Annotated in this window: 22 protein-coding genes; 11 read left to right on the top strand and 11 right to left on the bottom strand. The window is 43.6% G+C overall.

Going from position 1 to position 22,414, the window contains the following annotated elements; genetic code table 11:
• Positions 1–98 precede the first annotated feature (98 nt).
• The gene (locus I6E61_RS01840) at positions 99–635 is read left to right on the top strand and encodes a hypothetical protein (protein ID WP_197128924.1); all 537 of its coding nucleotides are present in this window, start codon (positions 99–101) and stop codon (positions 633–635) included.
• Between the two features lie 130 nt (positions 636–765).
• On the opposite strand, the gene I6E61_RS01835 is transcribed toward I6E61_RS01840, so the two are convergent.
• From I6E61_RS01835 to I6E61_RS01820, 4 genes are all read right to left on the bottom strand, one after another.
• Positions 766–1,137 carry a CrcB family protein gene (locus I6E61_RS01835; protein ID WP_025651934.1) on the bottom strand — a complete coding sequence of 124 codons (372 nt, stop codon included), beginning with the start codon at positions 1,135–1,137 and terminating at the stop codon, positions 766–768.
• A gap of 81 nt (positions 1,138–1,218) precedes the next feature.
• Positions 1,219–2,277, bottom strand: coding sequence for a tRNA (adenosine(37)-N6)-threonylcarbamoyltransferase complex transferase subunit TsaD (tsaD, locus tag I6E61_RS01830; RefSeq protein ID WP_197128922.1), 1,059 nt, complete (start codon positions 2,275–2,277; stop codon positions 1,219–1,221).
• Positions 2,278–2,417: 140 nt separating this feature from the next.
• A complete protein-coding gene (locus tag I6E61_RS01825) occupies positions 2,418–2,951 on the bottom strand; it encodes a cytochrome c5 family protein (protein WP_197128920.1) in 534 nt (177 codons plus the stop codon).
• 91 nt (positions 2,952–3,042) lie between these two features.
• A complete protein-coding gene (locus tag I6E61_RS01820; protein ID WP_197128918.1) occupies positions 3,043–3,411 on the bottom strand; it encodes a hypothetical protein in 369 nt (122 codons plus the stop codon).
• 409 nt (positions 3,412–3,820) lie between these two features.
• On the opposite strand from I6E61_RS01820, the gene rpsU reads away from it, so the two are divergent.
• Positions 3,821–4,036 carry a 30S ribosomal protein S21 gene (gene rpsU, locus I6E61_RS01815; protein ID WP_110921885.1) on the top strand — a complete coding sequence of 72 codons (216 nt, stop codon included), beginning with the start codon at positions 3,821–3,823 and terminating at the stop codon, positions 4,034–4,036.
• A gap of 140 nt (positions 4,037–4,176) precedes the next feature.
• Positions 4,177–4,626, top strand: a complete 450-nt coding sequence (locus I6E61_RS01810) for a GatB/YqeY domain-containing protein (RefSeq protein ID WP_197128916.1) — start codon at positions 4,177–4,179, stop codon at positions 4,624–4,626.
• 56 nt (positions 4,627–4,682) lie between these two features.
• Here I6E61_RS01810 and I6E61_RS01805 read toward each other — a convergent pair whose 3' ends face one another.
• Positions 4,683–6,401 carry a M48 family metallopeptidase gene (locus tag I6E61_RS01805; RefSeq protein WP_227685622.1) on the bottom strand — a complete coding sequence of 573 codons (1,719 nt, stop codon included), beginning with the start codon at positions 6,399–6,401 and terminating at the stop codon, positions 4,683–4,685.
• Between the two features lie 347 nt (positions 6,402–6,748).
• On the opposite strand from I6E61_RS01805, the gene I6E61_RS01800 reads away from it, so the two are divergent.
• The 4 genes from I6E61_RS01800 to thiS all read left to right on the top strand — a co-directional run bounded on the left by I6E61_RS01800 (position 6,749) and on the right by thiS (position 9,003).
• On the top strand, positions 6,749–7,207 hold the full coding sequence (locus I6E61_RS01800; protein WP_197128913.1) for a sulfurtransferase TusA family protein: 459 nt from the start codon (positions 6,749–6,751) through the stop codon (positions 7,205–7,207).
• A 241-nt stretch (positions 7,208–7,448) separates the two neighbouring features.
• Positions 7,449–8,312 carry an RNA polymerase sigma factor RpoH gene (gene rpoH, locus I6E61_RS01795; protein ID WP_197099889.1) on the top strand — a complete coding sequence of 288 codons (864 nt, stop codon included), beginning with the start codon at positions 7,449–7,451 and terminating at the stop codon, positions 8,310–8,312.
• A gap of 46 nt (positions 8,313–8,358) precedes the next feature.
• Positions 8,359–8,730, top strand: coding sequence for a DUF423 domain-containing protein (locus I6E61_RS01790; protein WP_197128911.1), 372 nt, complete (start codon positions 8,359–8,361; stop codon positions 8,728–8,730).
• Positions 8,731–8,802: 72 nt separating this feature from the next.
• On the top strand, positions 8,803–9,003 hold the full coding sequence (gene thiS / locus I6E61_RS01785) for a sulfur carrier protein ThiS (protein ID WP_194196045.1): 201 nt from the start codon (positions 8,803–8,805) through the stop codon (positions 9,001–9,003).
• A gap of 348 nt (positions 9,004–9,351) precedes the next feature.
• Here the strand turns inward: thiS and raiA are convergent, their stop codons facing one another.
• Positions 9,352–9,732, bottom strand: a complete 381-nt coding sequence (gene raiA, locus I6E61_RS01780; protein ID WP_197128909.1) for a ribosome-associated translation inhibitor RaiA — start codon at positions 9,730–9,732, stop codon at positions 9,352–9,354.
• A 372-nt stretch (positions 9,733–10,104) separates the two neighbouring features.
• A complete protein-coding gene (rpoN, locus tag I6E61_RS01775) occupies positions 10,105–11,769 on the bottom strand; it encodes an RNA polymerase factor sigma-54 (RefSeq protein WP_197128907.1) in 1,665 nt (554 codons plus the stop codon).
• Between the two features lie 315 nt (positions 11,770–12,084).
• Here rpoN and I6E61_RS01770 point away from each other — a divergent pair, with 315 nt between their 5' ends.
• Positions 12,085–12,981, top strand: a complete 897-nt coding sequence (locus I6E61_RS01770) for a nitrilase-related carbon-nitrogen hydrolase (RefSeq protein WP_197128905.1) — start codon at positions 12,085–12,087, stop codon at positions 12,979–12,981.
• Positions 12,982–13,016: 35 nt separating this feature from the next.
• On the opposite strand, the gene I6E61_RS01765 is transcribed toward I6E61_RS01770, so the two are convergent.
• From I6E61_RS01765 to I6E61_RS01750, 4 genes are all read right to left on the bottom strand, one after another.
• The gene (locus I6E61_RS01765; protein ID WP_197129452.1) at positions 13,017–14,060 is read right to left on the bottom strand and encodes a tyrosine recombinase XerC; all 1,044 of its coding nucleotides are present in this window, start codon (positions 14,058–14,060) and stop codon (positions 13,017–13,019) included.
• Between the two features lie 47 nt (positions 14,061–14,107).
• Positions 14,108–14,995, bottom strand: coding sequence for a diaminopimelate epimerase (dapF, locus tag I6E61_RS01760; RefSeq protein ID WP_197128903.1), 888 nt, complete (start codon positions 14,993–14,995; stop codon positions 14,108–14,110).
• 329 nt (positions 14,996–15,324) lie between these two features.
• Complete coding sequence (gene lysA, locus I6E61_RS01755) at positions 15,325–16,656, bottom strand: diaminopimelate decarboxylase (RefSeq protein ID WP_197128901.1); 1,332 nt, start codon at positions 16,654–16,656, stop codon at positions 15,325–15,327.
• A 62-nt stretch (positions 16,657–16,718) separates the two neighbouring features.
• Complete coding sequence (locus tag I6E61_RS01750) at positions 16,719–17,018, bottom strand: lipoprotein (protein ID WP_197128899.1); 300 nt, start codon at positions 17,016–17,018, stop codon at positions 16,719–16,721.
• Positions 17,019–17,661: 643 nt separating this feature from the next.
• Between I6E61_RS01750 and I6E61_RS01745 the strand changes: the two genes are divergently transcribed.
• The 3 genes from I6E61_RS01745 to I6E61_RS01735 all read left to right on the top strand — a co-directional run bounded on the left by I6E61_RS01745 (position 17,662) and on the right by I6E61_RS01735 (position 22,400).
• The gene (locus I6E61_RS01745) at positions 17,662–18,891 is read left to right on the top strand and encodes an acetate/propionate family kinase (protein WP_197128897.1); all 1,230 of its coding nucleotides are present in this window, start codon (positions 17,662–17,664) and stop codon (positions 18,889–18,891) included.
• A 186-nt stretch (positions 18,892–19,077) separates the two neighbouring features.
• Positions 19,078–21,225, top strand: coding sequence for a phosphate acetyltransferase (gene pta, locus I6E61_RS01740; RefSeq protein WP_197128895.1), 2,148 nt, complete (start codon positions 19,078–19,080; stop codon positions 21,223–21,225).
• 251 nt (positions 21,226–21,476) lie between these two features.
• The gene (locus I6E61_RS01735) at positions 21,477–22,400 is read left to right on the top strand and encodes a nicotinate-nicotinamide nucleotide adenylyltransferase (protein ID WP_227685620.1); all 924 of its coding nucleotides are present in this window, start codon (positions 21,477–21,479) and stop codon (positions 22,398–22,400) included.
• The last annotated feature ends 14 nt before the right edge of the window (positions 22,401–22,414 follow it).

Below are 22,414 nucleotides of genomic sequence, written 5' to 3'. Positions count from 1 at the left end.
TCTGACGATTGGACTGATTTTGCACTAACTCTAGTTTGGTGCGCTATACAGGAGTCGAACGTTTTCCCACAACGGACGTTATGGTAAAAGGTATTGAAATGAAAAAAACATTGATTAAAGAAATTTTAATTAAAAGCACATGCGATGATGGACGATTATTTATAGAGAGTAGTGCAGATCAGAATGAAGGCTCCGAATTGTATACGCACTTAAGTAAAGGTCATAAAGTAATTTCATCTAAATATTTTATTAAGCTAGGAGATGATCAAGAAATTTTTATTCCAGTTTCCAACATCATAGAGCTATTACCTGATCGAACAGGAGTTGTAGTTATTTATAAGGAACATCCAAGTAAGTTTAGTGAAGCTACCAGTTATCCGTGGTTTTTTAAATATCCTAATAATGCAGCTGTTTATAATGCGGATGGTAGCTTACGTTTTCAAATCGAGTTGACAGATAACCTCGAAAGTAGCTTGTACATTGAAAGTTTCGCACAAGAATCTATAGAACATCCTGACAAAAACAGTGTGACTATAAACAGTACTACTAACCCTATATATTCCTTTTATACACTTTTTGTAGTGGATCCAGATAGTCCACAGTTGATTGAAACTGATCAGCAAATACGACGTTAGTTAATAAAAAGGTATACCCTAGCGGAACCAGCTATTTCACCCCTCAAACGTATTAACAGACCACTTAAACTAGACTGCTATCATGGAACCACCTATAACAGACCATCAAACGATTAATATCTATCAACGGCTACAAAACCAACTTAAAGAAGTAAAATCCCAGCGCGGTTGCTAGCAATGTGAGTCCCACATGTAAACCGATAAGCGCCAATCCTGCCAGCAAACGGCCGTCATTGACGAAGGTAAAGACCTCCGCGCTAAAAGTGCTAAACGTCGTCAATCCGCCTAAAAATCCAGTGATGACGAATAGTCTCACATTGTCAGATAAGCCAGTACCCATTCGTCCGAACCATACTAGCGCTAGCCCTATCAGTAACCCACCCAAGACATTCGCGCCCAATGTACCGAGCGGTATCCAATGGTGCAACGGATTAAAGCGCGCAAGCCACCCTCGCAAACACGCGCCAAATGCGGCGCCCAAACCAATCGCAATCCACTGCATAGCGGTATCCTTACTTCAGATAGATTTCATGAGCATGAACATGGGCACAAACATGGGCATAAGCCCCAATCAATAGCATCTTTATACCGCAGGCAACTCTGTCATCGGCCAACGTGGCACACAGCTAACAGCCAAATCATCTGACTGCCCTGCTTGCAAGCGCTCGTAACCGGCATAAGCAATCATTGCCCCATTATCGGTACATAATGCAGGCGGTGCATAGTGCACCGTTGCATTTATTTTGGCCAGCTCAGCTTCTAACGTTTCACGTAGATGAGTATTGGCACTGACGCCGCCAGCAATGACTAAGCGGCTCATATCTACTCGCTTGAGTGCTTTGACGCATTTTTTTACTAGTGTATCGACCACTGCATGTTGAAAGCTAGCGGCAATATCAGCGCGTACTTGTGGATTACTCTCGGCACTATTTCCTGAGCCTCCTGAGTGTGGGGTATCCTTGATAAGGTTATGCACGGCTGTTTTCATACCGCTAAAGGAAAAGTCCAAACCACGATGTAGCATAGGTCTGGGCAAGCTATACGCGTTTTGATTGCCTGTCTCAGCCAATTTAGCGATATTGGGACCACCAGGATATGGCAAGCCCAGCATTTTAGCTGCTTTATCAAAGCACTCACCCGCAGCATCGTCTATCGACTCACCCAATATCTCATACTGCCCAACCCCACGTGCAGCAATAAGCAAAGTATGTCCACCAGAGACGAGCAATGACACAAAAGGAAATGCCGGAGGGTTTGCACCCATCAGCGGTGCCAACAAATGGCCTTCCATATGGTGGATGCCAATCGCAGGGATATCTAAGCCATAAGCCAAGCTACGCCCAAATAATGCACCCGTCATCAATGCGCCAATAAGCCCTGGCCCTTTGGTATAGGCAATCGCGTCAATCTCGCTTTTTTCCATGTCACACTGATCTAACAGCTCATTAAGCAAAGGCACCAGTTTGCGAATATGATCGCGACTAGCGAGCTCAGGCACCACACCACCATATAGGGCATGTAGCTCTATTTGTGAATACAGCACTTGACCAACTAAACCTTGATTGTCACTTGAAATCTGCTCACTATCAAAAATCGCTAGACCAGTCTCATCACAAGAGGTCTCTAAACCCAACACTTTCATATGTTTGCCTTTATACTTTTGTCTGCGTGTCATCTTTTGCAGCGTTTTTCGCCTGAGCTTATGTGCGAAAAAACATGCACAAAAAAACCGCCATTGTCAGTCACAATGACGGTCAGTTTAGCAAATTTCAATGGTCAATATCAGCTAACCGCTGCAATCATGTAATCTACAGCCGCATAAACCTGTGCTTCACTTACCTTATCAGTGACTTGCGCTGGCATTTTATTAAAGCCTTTAGCAGAGTGCAAGTGTAGCGTATCTTTGCCTTTGGTAAGGCGCGCTGCCCATGCGGCTTTATCACCATACTTTGGCGCATCGAGTAAACCAGCCTCATGACAAGCTTTGCAGTTTGTCTCGTACAACTTAGCGCCTGCATCAGCAGCCAATACTTCAGGCTCAGCAGTAACTTCTGCTACCGACTCTTCTGAAGTAACAGGCCCTTCGACAGGTTCTAATTTAGTCTCTGGTGCAGGCGCAGCAATTTCAGACTTAGTCACTTCAGATTCAGCAACTGGTGTGTCAGCGACCGCTACAGTGGTATCAGCAGGTTCATTGGCAGTAGATGCCTCTTCTGTACTCGTATTCTCACCACTACAAGCACTCAGTGCTAATAATGCGCTAATACCTATAACAGAGGCCATAAGCTTGCTTATACGCTGACGTTTATTCATCATGATCACACCTCTATACTATATTTTATATTGGTGGCTGCTGATAAAGCTTATTTATCACTTTTGGCAGCCCAAATGATCATTGAATCAATACTTATTCAGCGGTGGCAGCTTCAGGTTCGGCACTGTCAGTAGCTGCTGCGTCAGCATCGGCGCTATCCGCTGCAGTCGCTGTGTCTGCCATCGCTGTTTCTACCATAGCAGTAGCATCCGTTCCTTCTTCAGCAGTGGCCGTGCCATCAGCTTCCGTAGCAGTTGCATCAGCCGCAGGCATCGCTGCTGTTTCTGGAAACTTCATGTCTTCAGCTTCCGGTGCATTTTCAATCGCAAGTGCAGCCGCTTCATCAACGCGATCTACTGCCATTACTTCTTCATGCTCTTCGCCACCACAAGCACTAACACCAAAGCTAAAAGCGACGATAAATGCGCTGCTTAACGCTGTATTTAATACTGTCTTTTTCATTCAAACATCCTCAATAAAATACACACAAAACGGTTCATAGGCTTACTATAATATGGGAATTATCATAGCATAAACTCCACCTAAACCGTTATAGACAGTAGGGTTTTTTATTTATAATGATGTTCTGTAGCAAACTTATATAGTCACTCTTATTTAACTAAAACCATTAATGCTGTCTAATAAACTGACTCTATATCAACAAAAAACCCTGCAACTTAATGATAAATATGGATTAATACAACAAATTCATTGACTTACTTGCTATTTTTTATTAAAATACCTGCCCTTGTGCTCATGTACAAGATTATCCTAGTTTGAGCTGATGTCTGTAATCTTGAGATATTACGACTAAATACTAATACACAGCCAAACTAATGCCTTTATATCTCATCCTAATCAAGGAGTCTTCATGCCTGCAGTTAAGGTTAAAGAAAACGAACCAGTAGATATCGCTATCCGTCGTTTCAAACGTTCATGTGAAAAAGCTGGTGTATTGTCAGACGTACGTAAGCGTGAGTTTTATGAAAAACCAACGCAAGTACGCAAGCGTAAGAAAGCTGCTGCCGTAAAGCGTTATAAAAAGAAATTACAACGCGAAACTATTCGTACTACTCGTATGTACTAATCCATAATAAGATTAGTTAAGTACAAGTGCTACATTAACGCCACTGTTATCCATTGATATCAGTGGCGTTTTTTATGCTACAATTTTTATTATTGCTCAAAATTTGAATAAATAACTCTTAACGAATAAGGATAATAACAATGAGTCAACTCAAACAAACTTTATCAGACAGCATCAAAGTATCTATGAAAGCGCGTGAGCTTGAGCGCGTTAAAGTATTGCGTAACGTACAAGCAGTCATCAAGCAAATTGAGATTGACCGCCGGATAGAGCTAGATGACGCACAAGTATTAGAGGTATTACAAAAGCAATTGAAACAGCGTCAAGAGTCACTCACTATCTTTACAGAAAACAACCGTGATGACTTAGCGACCAAAGAGCAGTTTGAGATTGATATTATCAATGGGTTTATGCCCAAACAAATGAACGATGATGAAGTGGCTGCTTTAGTCAACGCTGAAATCGCTGAGCAAGGTGCAACATCTATGCGTGATATGGGTAGCGTAATGGGTGTACTAAAGAACAAAACTGCAGGCCGTGCAGATCCAGCTCTCATCTCTAAACTGGTAAAAGACGCCCTACAAGGTTAGCATCTGCTGTTGATTGGTAGGTTTGTCTGTCTGTCTGTAAAAGTAAAAATAACCGCCTAAGGCTTAAAGTCTTTGGCGGTTTTTACTGCTTTGAGTTCTGCATTAATATTAGCTAAAAGCGGCCGAGCACTATTGGCTTGCGGTGTATTCTGCAATTGTTCCGTCAGTTGCTTGGCTTGTGTCAGCGATATGAGCGCACTTTCGTAGCGATTACTCCATAGCTGATCTTGACTGCGGTAACGTAATGCATTGATAGTGGCAATATTGGCCAACTGCGGTGAAGTCGTGGTTTTAGCCAACTTTTCGTTGGCCAGTTGTAGACTTTGCCAAGCATAACGATCGCTTGGCTGCTGCTCGGTTAGTGGTTTGAGCAATGCTTGTGCTTGTGTCGGCTGGTTACTATTGGTGAGTGCTTCCGCTAAGTAGAGTCGTAAGTCGCGACGCTCAGGATAAAGTAGCTGCTGGCTTTCTAAAATTTGTGCAGCTTCTGACCACTTACCTTGTTCCGTTAGCATATAGCTGTGGGTAATTGACAATAAAGGCTCTAGTGTTTGACGCTGTGTCGCTGATAATGCATCGATTTCAGCCAGTAGCTTGTTAGCATCTGTAAAACGTTGCTGTTCACTATACCAGTGCATCAAAGCCAATTTGGCACCGACACTATTCTTTGCAGCAGTCGTCAATACGGTCTCAGAAGCATGCTTACCAGTAATCTGCACACGCCAATAGAGCAAATCAAACAATGCTTGATGTCGTTGCTGCTGGTTTAGCGATAGTGAAGGATAACTCTGCGCGCGACTTTGTGAATCACTCAAACGCTCATTACTCAGTGGATGGGACATAACAAAACTTGGCAAAAACTGGTTTTCAACTTTATTGAGCTGACTTCGTTGATTCATGGTGGCAAAAAACCGTGGCATCGCTCTTGGGTCATAACCGGCTTGGGTCATGATTTGCATCCCTATTCGATCAGCCTCGCGCTCATTACTGCGGCTAAATGCCATGCTACTGTTCATCGTAGCGGTTTGACTACCCATCAAAACAGCTGTCGCTGCATCACCATCGATTGCTGATGCAGCAATTGCTGCTAGCATGCCACCTACTTGCATGAGCAATGCTTTGCTGCGCTCATCAGTGCCGCTCTCATAATGATGCTGGCTAATGTGTGCCACTTCATGCGCTACCACACTAGCAAGCTCGTCCATACTACTGGCGGCTAATATTGTGCCTGTATTTAGACCGATAACACCACCTGGAGCTGCAAAAGCGTTGATACTCGGATTATCGATAATTACCAAGCCCATTAATGCTTGCTGCCGTGCTTGAGCATTCAGACGCCAAGTCATGTCTTTGAGCGTTTCCTGAATCCAAGGATCGTGCTCCATCTTAACGCCACCATTGATATTTCGTAGTGACCATTCGCCTAGTAGCTTATTTTGATACTGCTCAGCGAAGCTCAAGCCCTGACCTCGCAAGTTAGGCAAGTCTAAATCTTTGGAGTCCGTGGATTGCCATGAGTTATAATTGTATTGTGACGTTTGGCCACTACTATTATTACTACTGTTCCATTCACTACTATTGGCAACCGTTGTGGCCATCAATAAGGCTGTTGAAATCCCTAATATAAACATGCTCGATACCGCTATAGACAGAGCGCTCTTTTTTCGCTCGCACAACAACGACACCCGCCCAAACGAAGGTGCGGCGACCACATGCTTATTTGAGTGATTCATGGCTGCGCTATCAAGCATCGATTGTCTATTAGAGTGATACAAATGCTTATCCTATGCAGTTAAGTGATGACAACATCTTCTCGACTATACGAGCTTGTACATATAAGGTCAATTCTAGTATATATATGACTACCAATAACTAAGCGGCGTGTCACTATTGCGCAACATGACTGTGTAATTCTAATGAACCGAATGTTGAGTTGACTATATTCAACTCAATTGCACCCCAGCTTTTTGCTATAATGGCAGTTACAACAATAGGTTTACGTCGCTATCAAGCATAAGGTATTCAATAAAAAAGTCTTAAAATCAACAATGCTTGAAAGCCAACTATTGAGAATACAAATAGTATTACAAACCAAAGTATTGGTATTTATAAGGGTTGTTTTATGTCTGTTGATAGCCAGTCCACCATCACCCATGCGCCTGATTTCATAAACTTATCAGAAAAACTCTCTGGTGCTGAGCAACAAAATATTAATAACCTACTAGCATTGCTATCGGCGAACGATATTGATTCAAATAACGAAGCAGATGCTAAGCAATCTTCTATTAACATTGTACGTTTCGTCGATGGACGTGGGCTTGCTTGTCCAATGCCGCTTTTAAAAACCAAAGTAGCATTACGAGATGTCGCAACTGGTGAATCGTTATATGTGGTCGCAACTGATGCCAACTCACAAGCAGATATCGCTGCTTTCTGTCGACAAAGTAAGCAAACAGACACGACCAATCGACTGCTACTGACCATCAATAGCGTTACCAGTCAACAGGCAACTGATAGCACACCATCACAGCGTTTCGATACAATATATCACTTCATCATTACCAAAACTGATAGCAACTAAGCGTCGCTATCCTTTACAATTACAACTATAAATATTTTTATCTTACTATTTGCGTCACTATTTAATCAAGGTCAAGAATATGGCTAACACTGCTAATGATGCTGCAAAAACGAGTAAAAAAGACGATGCAGCACCTGTAAAAAACGAAGCACGTGATGCAGCATTAAAAGCTGCGGCACAGCGACCACCTTATGACGCGGAAGCGCTAGTTGATACCAGTACTCGTGATTTGGTACCGGCAATGCCAACGCATCTTTCAGCGCCTGGGGTTAATCTAGGTGCGTACATCAATACCGTCCATCAAATTCCAATTTTGACGCCAGTACAAGAGCAAGAGCTGGCGCATCGTTATTATGACGAAGGTGATGTGGAGGCGGCACGTCTGCTCGTCATGTCACATCTGCGTTTTGTGATTCACATTGCCCGCAGTTACTCAGGCTATGGTCTGCCACAAGCCGATTTAATTCAAGAAGGTAATTTGGGACTAATGAAAGCAGTAAAACGCTTTGATCCCAATAAAGGCGTTCGCTTGGTATCGTTTGCGGTGCATTGGATTAAAGCGGAAATTCACGAGTTTGTCATTCGCAACTGGCGTATCGTGAAGGTAGCGACTACTAAAGCACACCGTAAACTATTCTTTAATTTACGTAGTCTCAAAAAGACAAACAATCAGCTAACGCTAGAAGAAGCAGATGCGATTGCAAATGACTTGAATGTCACGCGTAAGCAAGTGTTAGAGATGGAATCACGACTTACCTCCTATGATGCCTCGTTTGAAGCGCAATCGAGCGATGATGACGACGGGCGCTATGCACCGCAGTTGTTCTTAGAAGATGGTATTGATCCTGCTGAACAATTGGAAGAAGCTGACTGGGAAGAAAACAATTCTTCAGCATTAATAGCGGCAATGGGAACCTTAGACGATCGATCACGTGATATCGTTGAGCAACGCTGGCTCTCTGAGCAAAAATCAACCTTGCATGAGTTAGCAGCCGTCTACTCTATCTCGGCAGAACGCGTTCGCCAGATTGAGAAGAACGCCATGGATAAAATTCGTGATGCAATGACTATCGATAGCGTTATCTTGCCGGATGATATTCAATAGCCGTTATTTTGTAGTAGCGACCGTTTTTAAATAATATGAGTATGCCATGTTAAATTGGGTAGGTATTGCGGCGATTAATATGGCTATCGCCGTTGCGTTAGGTGCATTTGGGGCGCATGGTCTGAAAAACATAGCTAGTCCTCAGCAACTCGAGTGGTGGCATACGGCAACATTGTATTTGTTAGTACATGCGCTCGGCTTGTTACTGGTGGGTCTGTTAATACGCCTCAAATACGTCACTCAAACGACTGCATGGCTATTACAGATTGGCATTATAATATTTTCCGGTAGTCTGTATGCTATGACACTTGGCGCACCACTTTGGTTTGGAGCGATTACGCCTATCGGTGGTGTGCTAATGATCGCAGGATGGTTGTGTCTGGCGCTATCAGCATTCAAAACAAACACTCAAAAATAATATAAACAGCAAATGTAATGCGGTTGGTACTTATGCTGTCCAAAATAATTTTACATCATTTAGGAGCATATAATGAGCAACATTAGTGTCAATGGCAAAAAACTACAGACCACTCATCAGACCGTACAACTGGTCATCAATGAGCTTGGACTTAGCCAAGGTCGCTATGCTGTAGAAGTAGAGGGTGAGCTTATTCCAAAGAGCGAACTGAGTCAGCTACGTATCGTTGAGGGCATGAACATTGAAGTAGTACAAGCAGTTGGTGGCGGCTAGTCACTGCAGTTTACTTATCGTAGATTAAATAGACTGAGTGTAATTCGCTTAGTTTGTTGAATAAAATACTGGTTTCATTTGGCTTATAACCAAACTTTCAAAAAGACTATCAGTAGTTTTGATTAATGAATAGACTTACTGATACTCTTATTTCTTGATATTAGTACTAAAAAAGGCCTCAACGCATGATACGTTTGAGGCCTTTTTCCTTTTTGTGTATTCTGACTTCAGTTTAGTAGAATCAAATGTAACTCATATGACTGTCTATACTATTGGCTATCTATACTATTTATTATTATTTGGTCAGCCAATACTTATTAAATACGATATCTACCAAACCTCATCGAATTAAACGGCTGGTGCTACATCATCGACCATGAAGTCTTCATAGCGTTCATCACGTCCAGCACCCTGAGTCTTTTTACGCTCTTGACGAGTTTTATATTTACGCACTTGTCTATCAAGTTTGTCTGCCATTTCGTTGATGGCTTTGTACATATCATCTTCACACGCTTGAACAAACATTTCTTGACCTGAGACTCGCAGTATCGCTTCAGCTTTATGGCTTTTTTTACCGCCATCACTAGCACCGCTGTTGTCTAACGATAATATCACCTTAATGCTTTGTATCTGATCAAAGTGACGCTCTACTTTCTCAAGCTTTTCACGAACTGCCATGTCCATAGCTTCAGTAACGCTGATATGGTGACCACTGATAGAAACATTCATATTATTGTCCTTTTGATTGTACTTACAGTCAACAGATGAAGTAGCATTCCTGCTCTTATCACCCTGCTTTACCAACAATCGCTCTACTATCTTTTATAGCCAGTACACCCAGTAAAATGCCGATATATCCTTTCATTATCTTCTGATTGCTACTATAAATGCGCTAAATCGACACTTAGATTTCGTTGTTGGTATGACTCTAATTTGTCATGAAATTAGGATAGTAGCAAGCCATTAAATTGTAATTAAGTGTAACAATACCTGTTGTTTCCATCATGTTTCTATATAATCAAAAAATTTTATTTTTTATATTCCATCTGAAATATAGTCGTCAATATATGAGCGTACTTATAACTTATTGAATTCCATCGTTTAATATTTTTGTTTGCGCTGGGTAGATGATCCGATATTCATTGCTTCGCGATATTTGGCGACGGTTCTTCTGGCAATATCGATGCCTTCAACTAATAAACTGTCTTTTATACGACTGTCTGATAATGGCTTTTTCGGATTTTCATCGGCGATAAGTTGCTTAATCATGGCACTGATAGCGGTTGACGAGACATCACCATCTGTACTACTAACATGTGATGAGAAGAAATGCTTTAGCGAAAACAACCCTTGGGGTGTCAGGATGGTTTTGCTAGTGGTCAGACGTGACACAGTGGATTCATGCAAATCAACTTCTTCTGCAATGACCTTTAAGATAAGTGGTTGCATGGCAGTCGCACCATGTTGTAAGAACTCTTGCTGATAGCGCACAATACTGGTGGCGACTTTTAGTAGGTTCTGATTGCGCTCTTCGATACTACGAATAAACAAGCGAGCATCCGTAAGGTTTTCACGCAGATACTGATTGTCAGGGCTATCATCACCCCGTTTGACTAAGTTGGCATACTCTTGGTTGACTCGTAGCTTCGGCAAGGTATCAGGATTGAGCCGTACCTGCCAGCCATCCTCTTGCGTATCAGTCCCTGCAGTGGTATTACCACTTTGGCGACGGACAGGCGTGACCAGCACATCAGGAATGTCGTAGCTGTCTGGCTCCCGTGCGTAATCCGGTTGACTACTATGGAATAATAAGCCTGGTGAAGGATTTAAGCTTCGTAGTAGGTTTAGTGCAGGTGTGATCTTCTCAGCTGCAAGTCCAGTCTGCTCGGTCAGTGCTTTAATATTATTACTGACTAAGTATTCACTAGCAGATAGAAGTGCTTGTGCTTCTTTTAAAGATTCAGTATTCGTATCGAGCTTGGACAGCTGAATCGCTAGACATTCACTAAGATTCCGTGCCCCAACACCGAGTGGATCGCAAGATTGAATAATACGCAATACGGCCAGTACTTCATCTTGCTCAACAGACTCATCCCATTGATAAAAGCTCGCCATGGTCTCAAAGCTCTGCAACAACTCATCGATATCAAGCCGAACAAAACCCATATCATCCATAGAGTCCATCAGATAAGTGGCAATCAACATATCTGCTTCTGATAGATGTTTAAAGTTTAGCTGCCAACGTACATGATCTTGGATAGTGGCAGACGTGCCACCTTGATAGCTATCGAAGTCATCGTCACCTTTGCTTCCTGAACTGGTAGCCGCAGATGCATAGTTACTGCTATCAGCACTATTATCAAAGCTACTATAATCGTCACTATCCATCGTATAACTATCTATGGCACCATCATCGATATTTGCTTGCTGTAACTTATCAAAGCTATCACTAAGTTCATTATCATAGTCAGAGGTAGTCGTATTGCTGTCAGATTTGGCAGTAAATGACTCAGTGCCAGCACTTTGATTCCAGCTATCCAATGTCAGCGAATCACTCAGCTCGTCTATGATATCGTCACCGCTATGCTCGTATTCATCGTCATCATCTTCGATACGTTCAAGCAGTGGATTACTATCCAGCTTGATCTGAACCTCTTGCGCGAGCTCAAGACTAGAGAGCTGCAGCAATTTAATGGCTTGCTGCATCTGCGGTGTCAGTTTCTGTGAGGTGCTTAGCGTGGTCGCCAATCCGAACGACATACTCATGGGCGGCTTATTACACTCCGGTAGTGATAATATTCTACAAATATTTTTGGTCAAACCAGTGGTTTAACGTTATTAGGACATGACGATAGCATTTTTTGACGCAATTTTGCTATGATAATTTACACTCTGGCCAGATACAATTGTTACGCTTTTCTTATTAAAGCCTATAAATATTAGCATTTCAGCATTAACTGCTAAATAATTAATATCAAAAATCGGTTTATCATCATATGAATTTTATAAGAAAAGTTATGAAATACACGACTGAAAGATAGTTAAACTGAACTAACTTAAAAATTAACTGAGACTGCAACCATGAATAGTAAACAGAATAATCAATTGACCACTGCCGCCATTCAAATGAACAGCCAACAAAATATTGAGCAAAACTTAGCTACTATAAAAGCTGCCATTATTAATGCAAGTGCGCAAGGAGCTCAGCTGGTCGTACTACCAGAGAACTGCTGTAGCATGGGCGAGCAGTTTGCTACTGCAGAGCGCTTTGATGACCTATCAGCGACGATAGCAGACTATGCCAGCACTTATGGTGTCTACGTACTAGCAGGCTCGCTACCCTGCCCTTATCGACCTGATGGTATTGTCGTCCCTGATGGCAGACTACGCCAAGTCTGTCAGTTGTTTGCGCCTAATGGCACGCGAGTGGCACGTTATGACAAGATTCATCTGTTCACAGCCACTGTAGCGGATAAGCACGGCAGCTATAATGAAGCAGCCACTTTCGAGCCAGGAACGCAAACCGTGATTACACCAATCGAAGCAAATGATACAGTCTATCAATTGGGCATGATGGTTTGCTTTGATTTGCGTTTTCCTGCATTGGCACAGCGTCTACGTCAAGCAGGTGCAGACATACTGAGCGCACCGTCAGCATTTACCTATCTAACGGGGCAAGCCCATTGGTCACTTTTATTACGGGCACGTGCGTTGGACAGCCAGTGTATGGTCATTGGGGCGGCACAAGGTGGCGACCATACTTACAAGAATGGTGATATACGTCAGACGTGGGGACATACAGCGATTACCGCTTATGATGGTACAGTTATCAGCCATTACGATGATAGTGTATTGAATGAAGCTACTAATCAGGAAGACAGCAAGCACTATGCCATGGTATTAGCATCATTAGATCAGCACGCCCAACAGCAAGGACGCCAAAAAATGCCTATCTTTGACTGTCATCGTTTAGCATAAATGATGATTAGTGTGTGTTGAACATTCAACACACACTATTTTTGATTTGAGTCATCGTCGCGTTGAGCATGAGTGGCTCGCGGGTGGGCACGATCATAGACTTGAGTCAATTTGGCAAAATCAACATGGGTATAAATTTGCGTGGTACTGATGTCACTATGACCCAGCATTTCTTGTACAGCGCGCAAGTCACCACTACCTGACAGCATGTGTGACGCAAAGCAATGCCGCAATAAATGTGGATACATATTTTGTGAAATACCAGCCCGAGTAGCAGCAACTTTTAGACGTTGCTGCACTGCCCGTGTTGATAAGCGCGTACCCAACTTTTCACTGATAAATAATGCCGTGTCCATTTGCTCTACCCATAGATTACGATGCGGTAGATAGCGCGTAATCGCCTCTGCTGCTTTTATCCCTAATGGTATTAATCGTGTTTTATTGCCTTTACCCGTCACACGTACGCGTAAGTCAGATAAATCTACGTCCGCCATATCTAACGCGACCAGCTCACCCACACGCAAACCACTACTGTAGAGCAACTCAAACATGGCTTTATCCCGTAACCATAGGCGCGCTTGCTCTGGAATATCAGGAATTTCTTGGTCAAGCAATTGAGTGAGTAAATCTACATCCGCGATAGACGGTAATGGCCTAGGACTACGCTTAAGCTGGTAGCCAGTAGTAGGATTAATGCGTGCTAGCCCTTCTTCAATCAGCCATCCATAAAAATGACGAATCGCCGACAGCTCCTGCTGGACGCTAGCAAGTGCAAGCTTGTCTTCATCGATACGCTGACCGATATGCTGCGCTAACTGACGCTTGTCACAACGCGTCCATGTTAGCCGTTTGCCACGTAAAAATAGCGCCAGTTGGTTCAAGCCAGCAAAATAAGCCGTTAGGGTATGCGGCGAGTGGTTACGTACCGATAAAGTATTTAACCAACGATGCACTGGTGCTAACAGCTCACGTAATGCTGTGTCCGACTCTATCGTGGCTGCCAGTGTGTCTGACAGCCAAGCTGCTGATTGTACTTCTGAACCCGACGTTGCCACTACCTGACTGTTGTTATTGGACATAGCCCTATTAGAGATGACCATAGTTTTTACCCATTCGCCATCCGAGTTTAGCCCTCAGAATTAGGCTTGATACCCGCTTGTGCCATTAGTCCGTCTGGGCTAAACACGCCTTCATAAACAAAGGCCGTTGGACCGGTCATCATGACTGAATAACCCGGCTGCCATTTGATAATCATACTACCGCCATATAGCTGCGCGCGCACTTCTTCGCCTTCATCCAACCAGCCTTCACGTATGCCAACCGCCACTGCAGCACATGCACCCGTACCACAGGCTTGCGTCTCACCGACACCGCGCTCGAATACCCGTAGACGAATATGACGTTGATTCATCACCTGCATAAAGCCGACATTGACGCGATCTGGAAACGCAGGATGTGATTCAATGGCTTTACCTAACGTTTCGACTTCAGCATCGAGCACATCATCAACTTTGATGACCGCATGTGGATTGCCCATATTGGCGACATAGAGCTGTACAGGTGTTCCATTAACATCTAAATGGTAGGCGTTTTGGATTTTGGTAGTGGCTCTTGGGCTAAACGGGATCTCGTCTGGCTCAAACTTAGGTTTGCCCATATCGACTTCTACCCAGCCATAGCGGTCTGTGGTCAGCGTGATAATCCCACTCCCAGTCTCAACACGTAGGCGCTGTTTAAATGACAGTTTGCGTGCCTGTACGAAACGGGCGAAACAGCGTGCGCCGTTACCGCACTGCTCGACCTCTGTGCCATCGGTATTAAAAATACGATAGCTAAAATCAACATCCGGACGCATCGGTGGCTCAACCACTAGCAATTGATCAAAACCAATACCCAAATGACGATCACCCAATAACTGTACCAAATCCTTGGTTAATTCTAAGCGCTGAGTCACCAAATCGATGACCATAAAATCATTGCCCAGACCATGCATCTTAGTAAATTCTATTAGCATATCCTTGATATCCTATCCTATTTTTATGTATGGCTTATCTTAGCACGCTGTCAGATACAATCATAATAATACCAATCCCAAAAAGTACGATTAGCAGTGTCAAACTTGTTTAGTCTACAGTGAGTAGTACTTGCACTCTTTTTCCTTGTTACTCTAATTTTTGTGAATGGTGTTACTTTCAACTACAGGCATGCCTTCAATTAAGAGACAGCTTTAATTAAAAAATACCTTCCTCAAAATCGAGTCATAAAAAAACCCATTGTCATTATCACAATGGGTTCTCTTCAATCATTAAATGCTACAACAGTTTTGGCTCGTCTTTAATAACCTTACTGCGCCTGCCACAATTTTTCATTTTCATATAATGATTCAATCGTTTCACGCGGACGAATCAACTGATGATGGTTATCAGACACCATGACTTCGCTAGCACGTGGACGCGAATTATAATTGCTACTCATGGTAAAGCCATAAGCGCCAGCACCAGTGATGGCCAATGTATCTCCCGTTTCCAACGCTAACAAGCGACCTTTTGCTAAGAAATCTCCCGTCTCACAAATCGCTCCAACGATATCCCACGGTTGCGTACCCTCCGTATCGATACCCTCGCTAGGTAACACGCTTGGAATCACTGCCATTTCTGCTTGATACAGTGCAGGACGAATCAAGTCGTTCATGGCCGCATCGACGATAGCGAAGTTTTTGTGTTCAGTAGGCTTTAATACGTCAACACGCGTTAATAATACGCCAGCATTGGCAACGATACTGCGGCCCGGCTCAAAGAATACCGTCAGTCCAAGCTCGCTTAGTTTTGGTAATAACGCAGCAGCAAACTCGTCCATAGACACAGGCGTCTCATCGATATAGCGCACCCCTAAGCCACCACCTAAATCTATATGACGCAGCTCAATACCTTTTTCACGAAGGGCGTGTATCAACTCAATTACTTTGTCTAATGCAGCAACGAATGGCTCTACTTCCGTCAACTGCGAGCCAATATGGCAGTCGATACCAACGATATCGATATGCGACAACGCAGCGGCTTGCTCGTAGACAGCGATAGCGTCTTCGTGAGTGATACCGAACTTATTGTCTTTTAAGCCAGTAGAGATATAAGGATGAGTCTTGGCATCGACATTAGGGTTAACTCGTAAAGATATCGGTGCTGACTTATCGAGTTGCTGTGCCACTTCATTGATTAAAGCCAGCTCGCTAATAGACTCGACGTTAAAGCAACCGATGCCTTGGGTGAGTGCATACTCGATATCGCTATAAGTTTTACCAACGCCTGAGAATACAACGCGAGCAGCATCGCCGCCTGCCGCCAATACTCGCATCAACTCACCACGTGAGACAATATCGAACCCTGCACCCGCCTGAGCCAACACGCCAAGCACAGCAAGATTAGAGTTGGCTTTAACAGCATAGCAGACCTGATGCTTTAGACTAGCAAAGCTATCGGTGTAAGCCTGATAAACGTCCAGTATCGCCTGCTTTGAGTAGACATAACATGGCGTATCATAGCAATCGACCAACTCAGTCATACTGACCTGCTCCATATGTAGAGCGTCGTTGCGATAATTCAGCGCAGGCAAATGAGCGGTCAAGGCTTCAGGGTTAATATATAACCCTTGTTCTGTTTGGGTCGTTACTGTAGTCATTGTGGTTATGTCTCTCATTAAATCAGGTAAATTTATTCGGAATCATTGATGCTCTTAAACGATTAATAATCGTTAGGGTCTTCGTTCACATCTGATAGCACTTGCTCTAAATAGCGAGCGTTCTGTTCATCATTACTCGCTGATACTGTACTTTGTGACTCGCCAGCATTAGACAACATCTCTGACCCTGCCGCCTTTGAGCTGTTGGAATTGGCTAGATAGAGGTCGCCCTTTTGCCCGCAGCCAGTTAACCCTAACATGAGCGCACTACCGATAATCAATGCGGAGACAGCACGGCGACTGGTGTTAATAGATAAATGAGAATTGCACTCAGTGTTTGAAACGCGGCGTATAGTAAGCATAGGGCAATAACCTTGCAGCAGTGTGAATATGATTGAAAACAGGACGTTTACGACTGAAATATTCAAAATATTATAATCTATGTAAGCATAGCATTGTATCAGTCAGGCGGTAAGCCTCTTGAGGGCGATTGACCAATAATTTTGCTAACTTTATCATGTGTAAATACAGCTTATGACGATAATGATTGGTGCATATTACTTGACGAATTCTGAGAAATTTACGCATTTTATGGGACAATTATGGTTTGTGGAATGCTGTTTTATGGTGCAAAACACCGCTAAACACATTTTGAAAAACTTTCTTACAATTTTTATTGCGGGCAATCTTGCCTTTATAGCACTTACGATTTGATAGCCATATTCGGTGTACAGGTGTAACAACGCTTGACGATGTTCAATCTTAAACCTTATAGTTACTGTGGTATAAGATATTAATTGTGTTACATTATACTCCGAAAATATCGCTTTGATGGACTGCTAGAAGCAACCAAACAAAGTGACGAGTAGGGATTTATTGGTAGACTTGTAGGCGTGATATCGCTTATTTCATTTTTATGAAAGGTCTGCTGATTTTTGTTTGTTCGGCGGAAATTAATCCGCTATGATTCACCACTTATCAAAAAACATAATCTAAGGATAGAGCATGAGCGATAGCACCCCCGTCTTTAATGATCGTAATACCGGCAAATCAAAACTTATCAACCCTACGTTGGTTCTCAACTGCGGTTCATCTTCCATCAAATATGCACTAATCAGCGAAGACGAATCCACTCGTATTACCGGTCTTGCCGAAAACTTGGGGCTTGATACCGCTCGTATCAAACATACTACTTTAAACGGCGAAAAACTTGAGATTACCATCCCTGGTGGTCGTCATGAATTGGCTCTTCAAAAAATCCTAGCGCTACTTGAGCAATATCATTTTGTCGCTGTAGGACATCGTGTGGTTCATGGTGGCCGTGAATATTCGAAAGCTGTCCGTGTAGACCAACATGTACTTGATGAAGTAAAACGCTTAAAAATCCTAGCGCCTCTACACAACCCTGCCAATGCTTTGGGTATTGAAGCAGTTGAAGCCATTTATCCTGATATTCCACAAGTGGTCGTTTTCGATACTGCATTTCACCAAACCATGCCACCAGTTGCCTATCGCTATCCCATTCCAAAAGCCCTATACGAAGAAGAAAAAATCCGCCGTTATGGCTTCCATGGCACCTCACATGCCTATGTATCAGAGCGTGCCAGCGAAATTACAGACGCTAAAGGTCCACATGGTTGGCTGACCGCTCATCTAGGTAATGGTTGCTCAGCGACTGCCGTCTATAACGGTGAGAGCTTGGATACCAGTATGGGTCTGACACCGCTTGAAGGCTTGATGATGGGTACGCGTAGTGGTGACGTCGATCCTAGCTTGCACATCCATCTCAAGCGTAAACTGGGTATGAGCCTAGAAGAAATCGATACTATGCTTAATAGTGAAAGTGGCTTATTGGGTATCTCAGGTCTATCTAATGACTTGCGTACGATCGAACAAGCAGCGAATGAAGGCCATAAAGACGCTCAACTCGCAATCGAGATGTTCTGCTATCGTGTCGGTAAATACCTAGCCAGCCTAAGCTGTGCCCTACCTGACTTTACTGGCATCGTCTTTACTGGTGGTATTGGTGAAAACTCAGCCACCACACGTGCTCGCATCTTAGACGTCATGCGTCATTTCGGTATCAAGTTTAATGCTGAAAAGAATGATGATTTGGTCGGCGGCGCAGAAGGCAGCTTCCAAGACGAAGGTAGTAGCATCGAGCTGTGGGTTATCCCAACTGATGAAGAATGCCAAATCGCTAAAGAAACCTGCCAAGCATTAGGTCTAAAATAGAAAATAGCTCGGCTATGACAGTGATGCTTATTTGAGGGCTTATGTCGTATAAAGATTTTATATGACATAAGTCTTTAAGTAACGGCGCTACTGACCAATCACTACAAGCGAAAGCAGCAGCCATCATTTTAGCCAGTCAGCAACACCTCTCTCACGGATATAATAAAATAAATAGTAGGATATACTATGCAAACCATTTTACTTGTGCCCATTAGTCGCGGTATCGGCCTGACATCAGCAGCGCTCGGTCTCATTCGTGCGCTCGATTATAACGGCGTAAAAGCCGGTTTTATGAAGCCGTTTCTGCAAGATGATACGCTCGATAAACAAAACAGCCTAGACAGCTCAAGCGCATTAACCATGCACGCATTCGGTCTAACACCGCCTAAATCTATCAACCGTCAGCGCGTTGAGCGTATGATTGGTGATGGCAATCTTGATGAATTAATGGAAGAAGTGATCGAAAACTTCCATAGCATCGGTGGCGATCAAGACGTCGTTATTTGTGAAGGTTTGGTACCTACCACCGAAGCCTCTTATGCCTCACAAATCAACCGTGCTATTGCCCATGCTTTAGATGCCAAAATCATCTTTGTGAGTACGGTCGATACCAAAAACCCAGCCCATTTAGCCGATAAGCTGGATGTGCATGCTCGTGAATTTGGTGGTATCGCGCATGAGCGTACTTTAGGCTGCATCTTGATGCGTGTGCATGATGTGCCAAATACCTTTGATACTCAGCCAGTAGCACCAGGCGAGGCCATGGTCAGCTTGGACGCTGGCTTCATGCAAGAAGTGCAACGTCTGTCACCGCATTTTGATACCGATCGATTCCGTCTAATCGGCGTGGTACCTTTTAGCGATTCACTATCAGTACCGCGTACGTGGGATATCGCCGCAGAGCTAGATGCCACTTGGTTAAATGTCGGTGAAGCAAAGACACGCCGTATCAATCATATTAGTTTGACAGCTCGTTCAGTCGCGCGCGTTGATGAAGTATTCAAACGTGGTACACTCATTGTCGTACCTGGCGATCGTGATGACTTATTACTCGCCGCAGCATTGGCCTGTATCAATGGTATTCCGCTAGCAGGCCTAGTGCTGACTGGTGGTGTCTCGCCCAATTCAACCGTCGCTGAGCTATGGCAATCTGCGCTCAAAACAGGTATTCCTGTCATGAGTGTCGAAACAGATAGCTTTGAGACCGTACAGAGCTTGATGCACATGAGTGCTGAGATTCCAAACGATGATATCGAACGTGCACAAGAAGTCACACGTTATGTGGCAGCGCACTTAAATCTAAGCTGGATTAAAGAATACTTTAGTAATGACCATCAGCCGCGCCTATCGCCTGCTGCTTTCCGTCATCAAGTGGTCAAAAAAGCACAAGCCGCCAAAAAACGCATCGTATTGCCAGAAGGTGCTGAGCCACGTACGGTAGAAGCTGCCTGTATCTGTCAAAGCCGCGGCATCGCTGATTGCGTACTGCTCGCAAAACGCAGCGAAGTGGAACAAGTTGTCAAAAATCGCGATTTAATCTTGCCAGAAGGCATTGAGATTATGGATCCTGACACGCTTGATATGAGCAAATATATCGCTGCTGTGGTTGAACGTCGTAAAGGCAAAACGACCGAATTGGTCGCTGCTGAACAGCTTGAAGATACCGTGTTCTTAGGTACTATCATGCTACAGATGGGTGAAGTGGATGGATTGGTCTCTGGCGCCATACATACCACTGCCAACACCGTACGCCCAGCATTCCAGTTAATTAAGACGGCACCGCAGTACTCATTGGTATCTTCTATCTTCTTTATGCTGCTACCTGAGCAAGTCGTAGTGTATGGTGATTGCGCCATCAACCCTGATCCAACAGCTGAAGAGCTGGCTGAAATCGCTATCCAATCTGCCCAGTCGGCGGCAGCGTTTGGTATCGAACCAAAAGTAGCAATGATCAGCTACTCTACTGGCTCATCAGGTACAGGCGCGGATGTCGAAAAAGTCATCCGAGCGACCCAAATCGTGCGCGAACGTGAGCCAACGCTTGCCGTTGATGGACCATTACAGTATGACGCCGCATCGGTCATGAGTGTGGGTAAACAAAAAGCGCCTGACTCACCCGTTGCCGGACAAGCCAACGTCTTTATCTTCCCAGATCTTAATACGGGTAACACCACGTATAAAGCGGTACAACGTAGTGCCAACGTCATCAGTGTTGGGCCGATGCTACAGGGCTTGAATAAACCAGTAAACGATTTGTCACGTGGTGCATTGGTTGACGATATTGTCTACACCATTGCACTGACTGCTATTCAGGCACATAGCGATTTGATCTAATTGTTTAAGCAAATTAGGTAAGACATATTTTATAGAGCCGATTATCCTCGTGATAGTCGGTTTTTTATTAAGCCTATTTTATGAATTTTTAGAACTTATAATTTTCTGGTCTTTGAGCGCTTGTAGTGACATATACCTGCTTGCCCACTACAATAGCGCTATCGTTTCTTTTGAATCCACCATCACGTTTTTCTTGCCAGCCATTTGACCTCGTTATTTATACCTAATATGACCGATAATTTATGCTTAATATGACTAACCATAAACAGACTCAATATCCTGCGCCTGCCATCCGTGCTTATCTTGGTGGCTCGTTTGATCCTGTGCATAAAGGTCATTTGCAAATAGCGATGTACGTTTATCAACATTTATTGCCGATGGCGAAACAGCTAAACCATGAGTTACATGTGTCATTGTTGCCCAATGCTCGCTCACCTTTTAAAAAACAAAGCACCGATCCCAAGCATCGTTTGGCTATGTTAAAACTGGCAACAACCAATACACCGATACAGATAGATGAACTTGAACTGTGGCAAGCGCCACCTGTCTATACCATCGATAGCGTGCGTACGTTACGACAGCGCTATCCGCATGACCGTTTGATATTCATCATTGGCATGGACAGTGCACTGAGTTTGACCAAATGGAAAGAAGGGCTTGGGCTGACTGACTATGTTAATCTGTGGATTTTTAATCGTGATAGCCTGCCTGATATTAATGTTGATACTAAAACCAATATTAATGATCATAATCTCTCTGAAAATACGCCAAATCTCGTGGACGAAAATCACATAACGCAAAATGTGACTGAATTGCAGTCACAACTACCCACGGCGCTACAATGTCTTGTAATCGGTTCACCGACTGAATTGATAATGCCCAACGTTCAAACACAGATAAATAACAGCGCTCTAAAAAACAACTATCAAGGCCACATTTATATAGACCCGCGCCCTGTGACAGCCGTATCAAGCACACAAGTACGTCAAAAACTTCAGAAAATTCCTCACGTATTAAATATAAAGCACACTGCCGAAACGCAAATCACATCTTTGCAACCAATAAATGATATCATGTGCAATACTGAACTTAATCCATTAGCTAAATGGCTAAATCCTGCTGTTTATCAATATATTATCGCCCATCAGCTATATTCTGCTGCTCAATTCCGTTAAAATCGCCTTATCTT

Origin of the sequence: Psychrobacter sp. NZS113, from assembly GCF_015864825.1 — a bacterium.
Classification (GTDB): domain Bacteria; phylum Pseudomonadota; class Gammaproteobacteria; order Pseudomonadales; family Moraxellaceae; genus Psychrobacter.
This window is presented reverse-complemented; position numbering and strand designations above follow the sequence as displayed.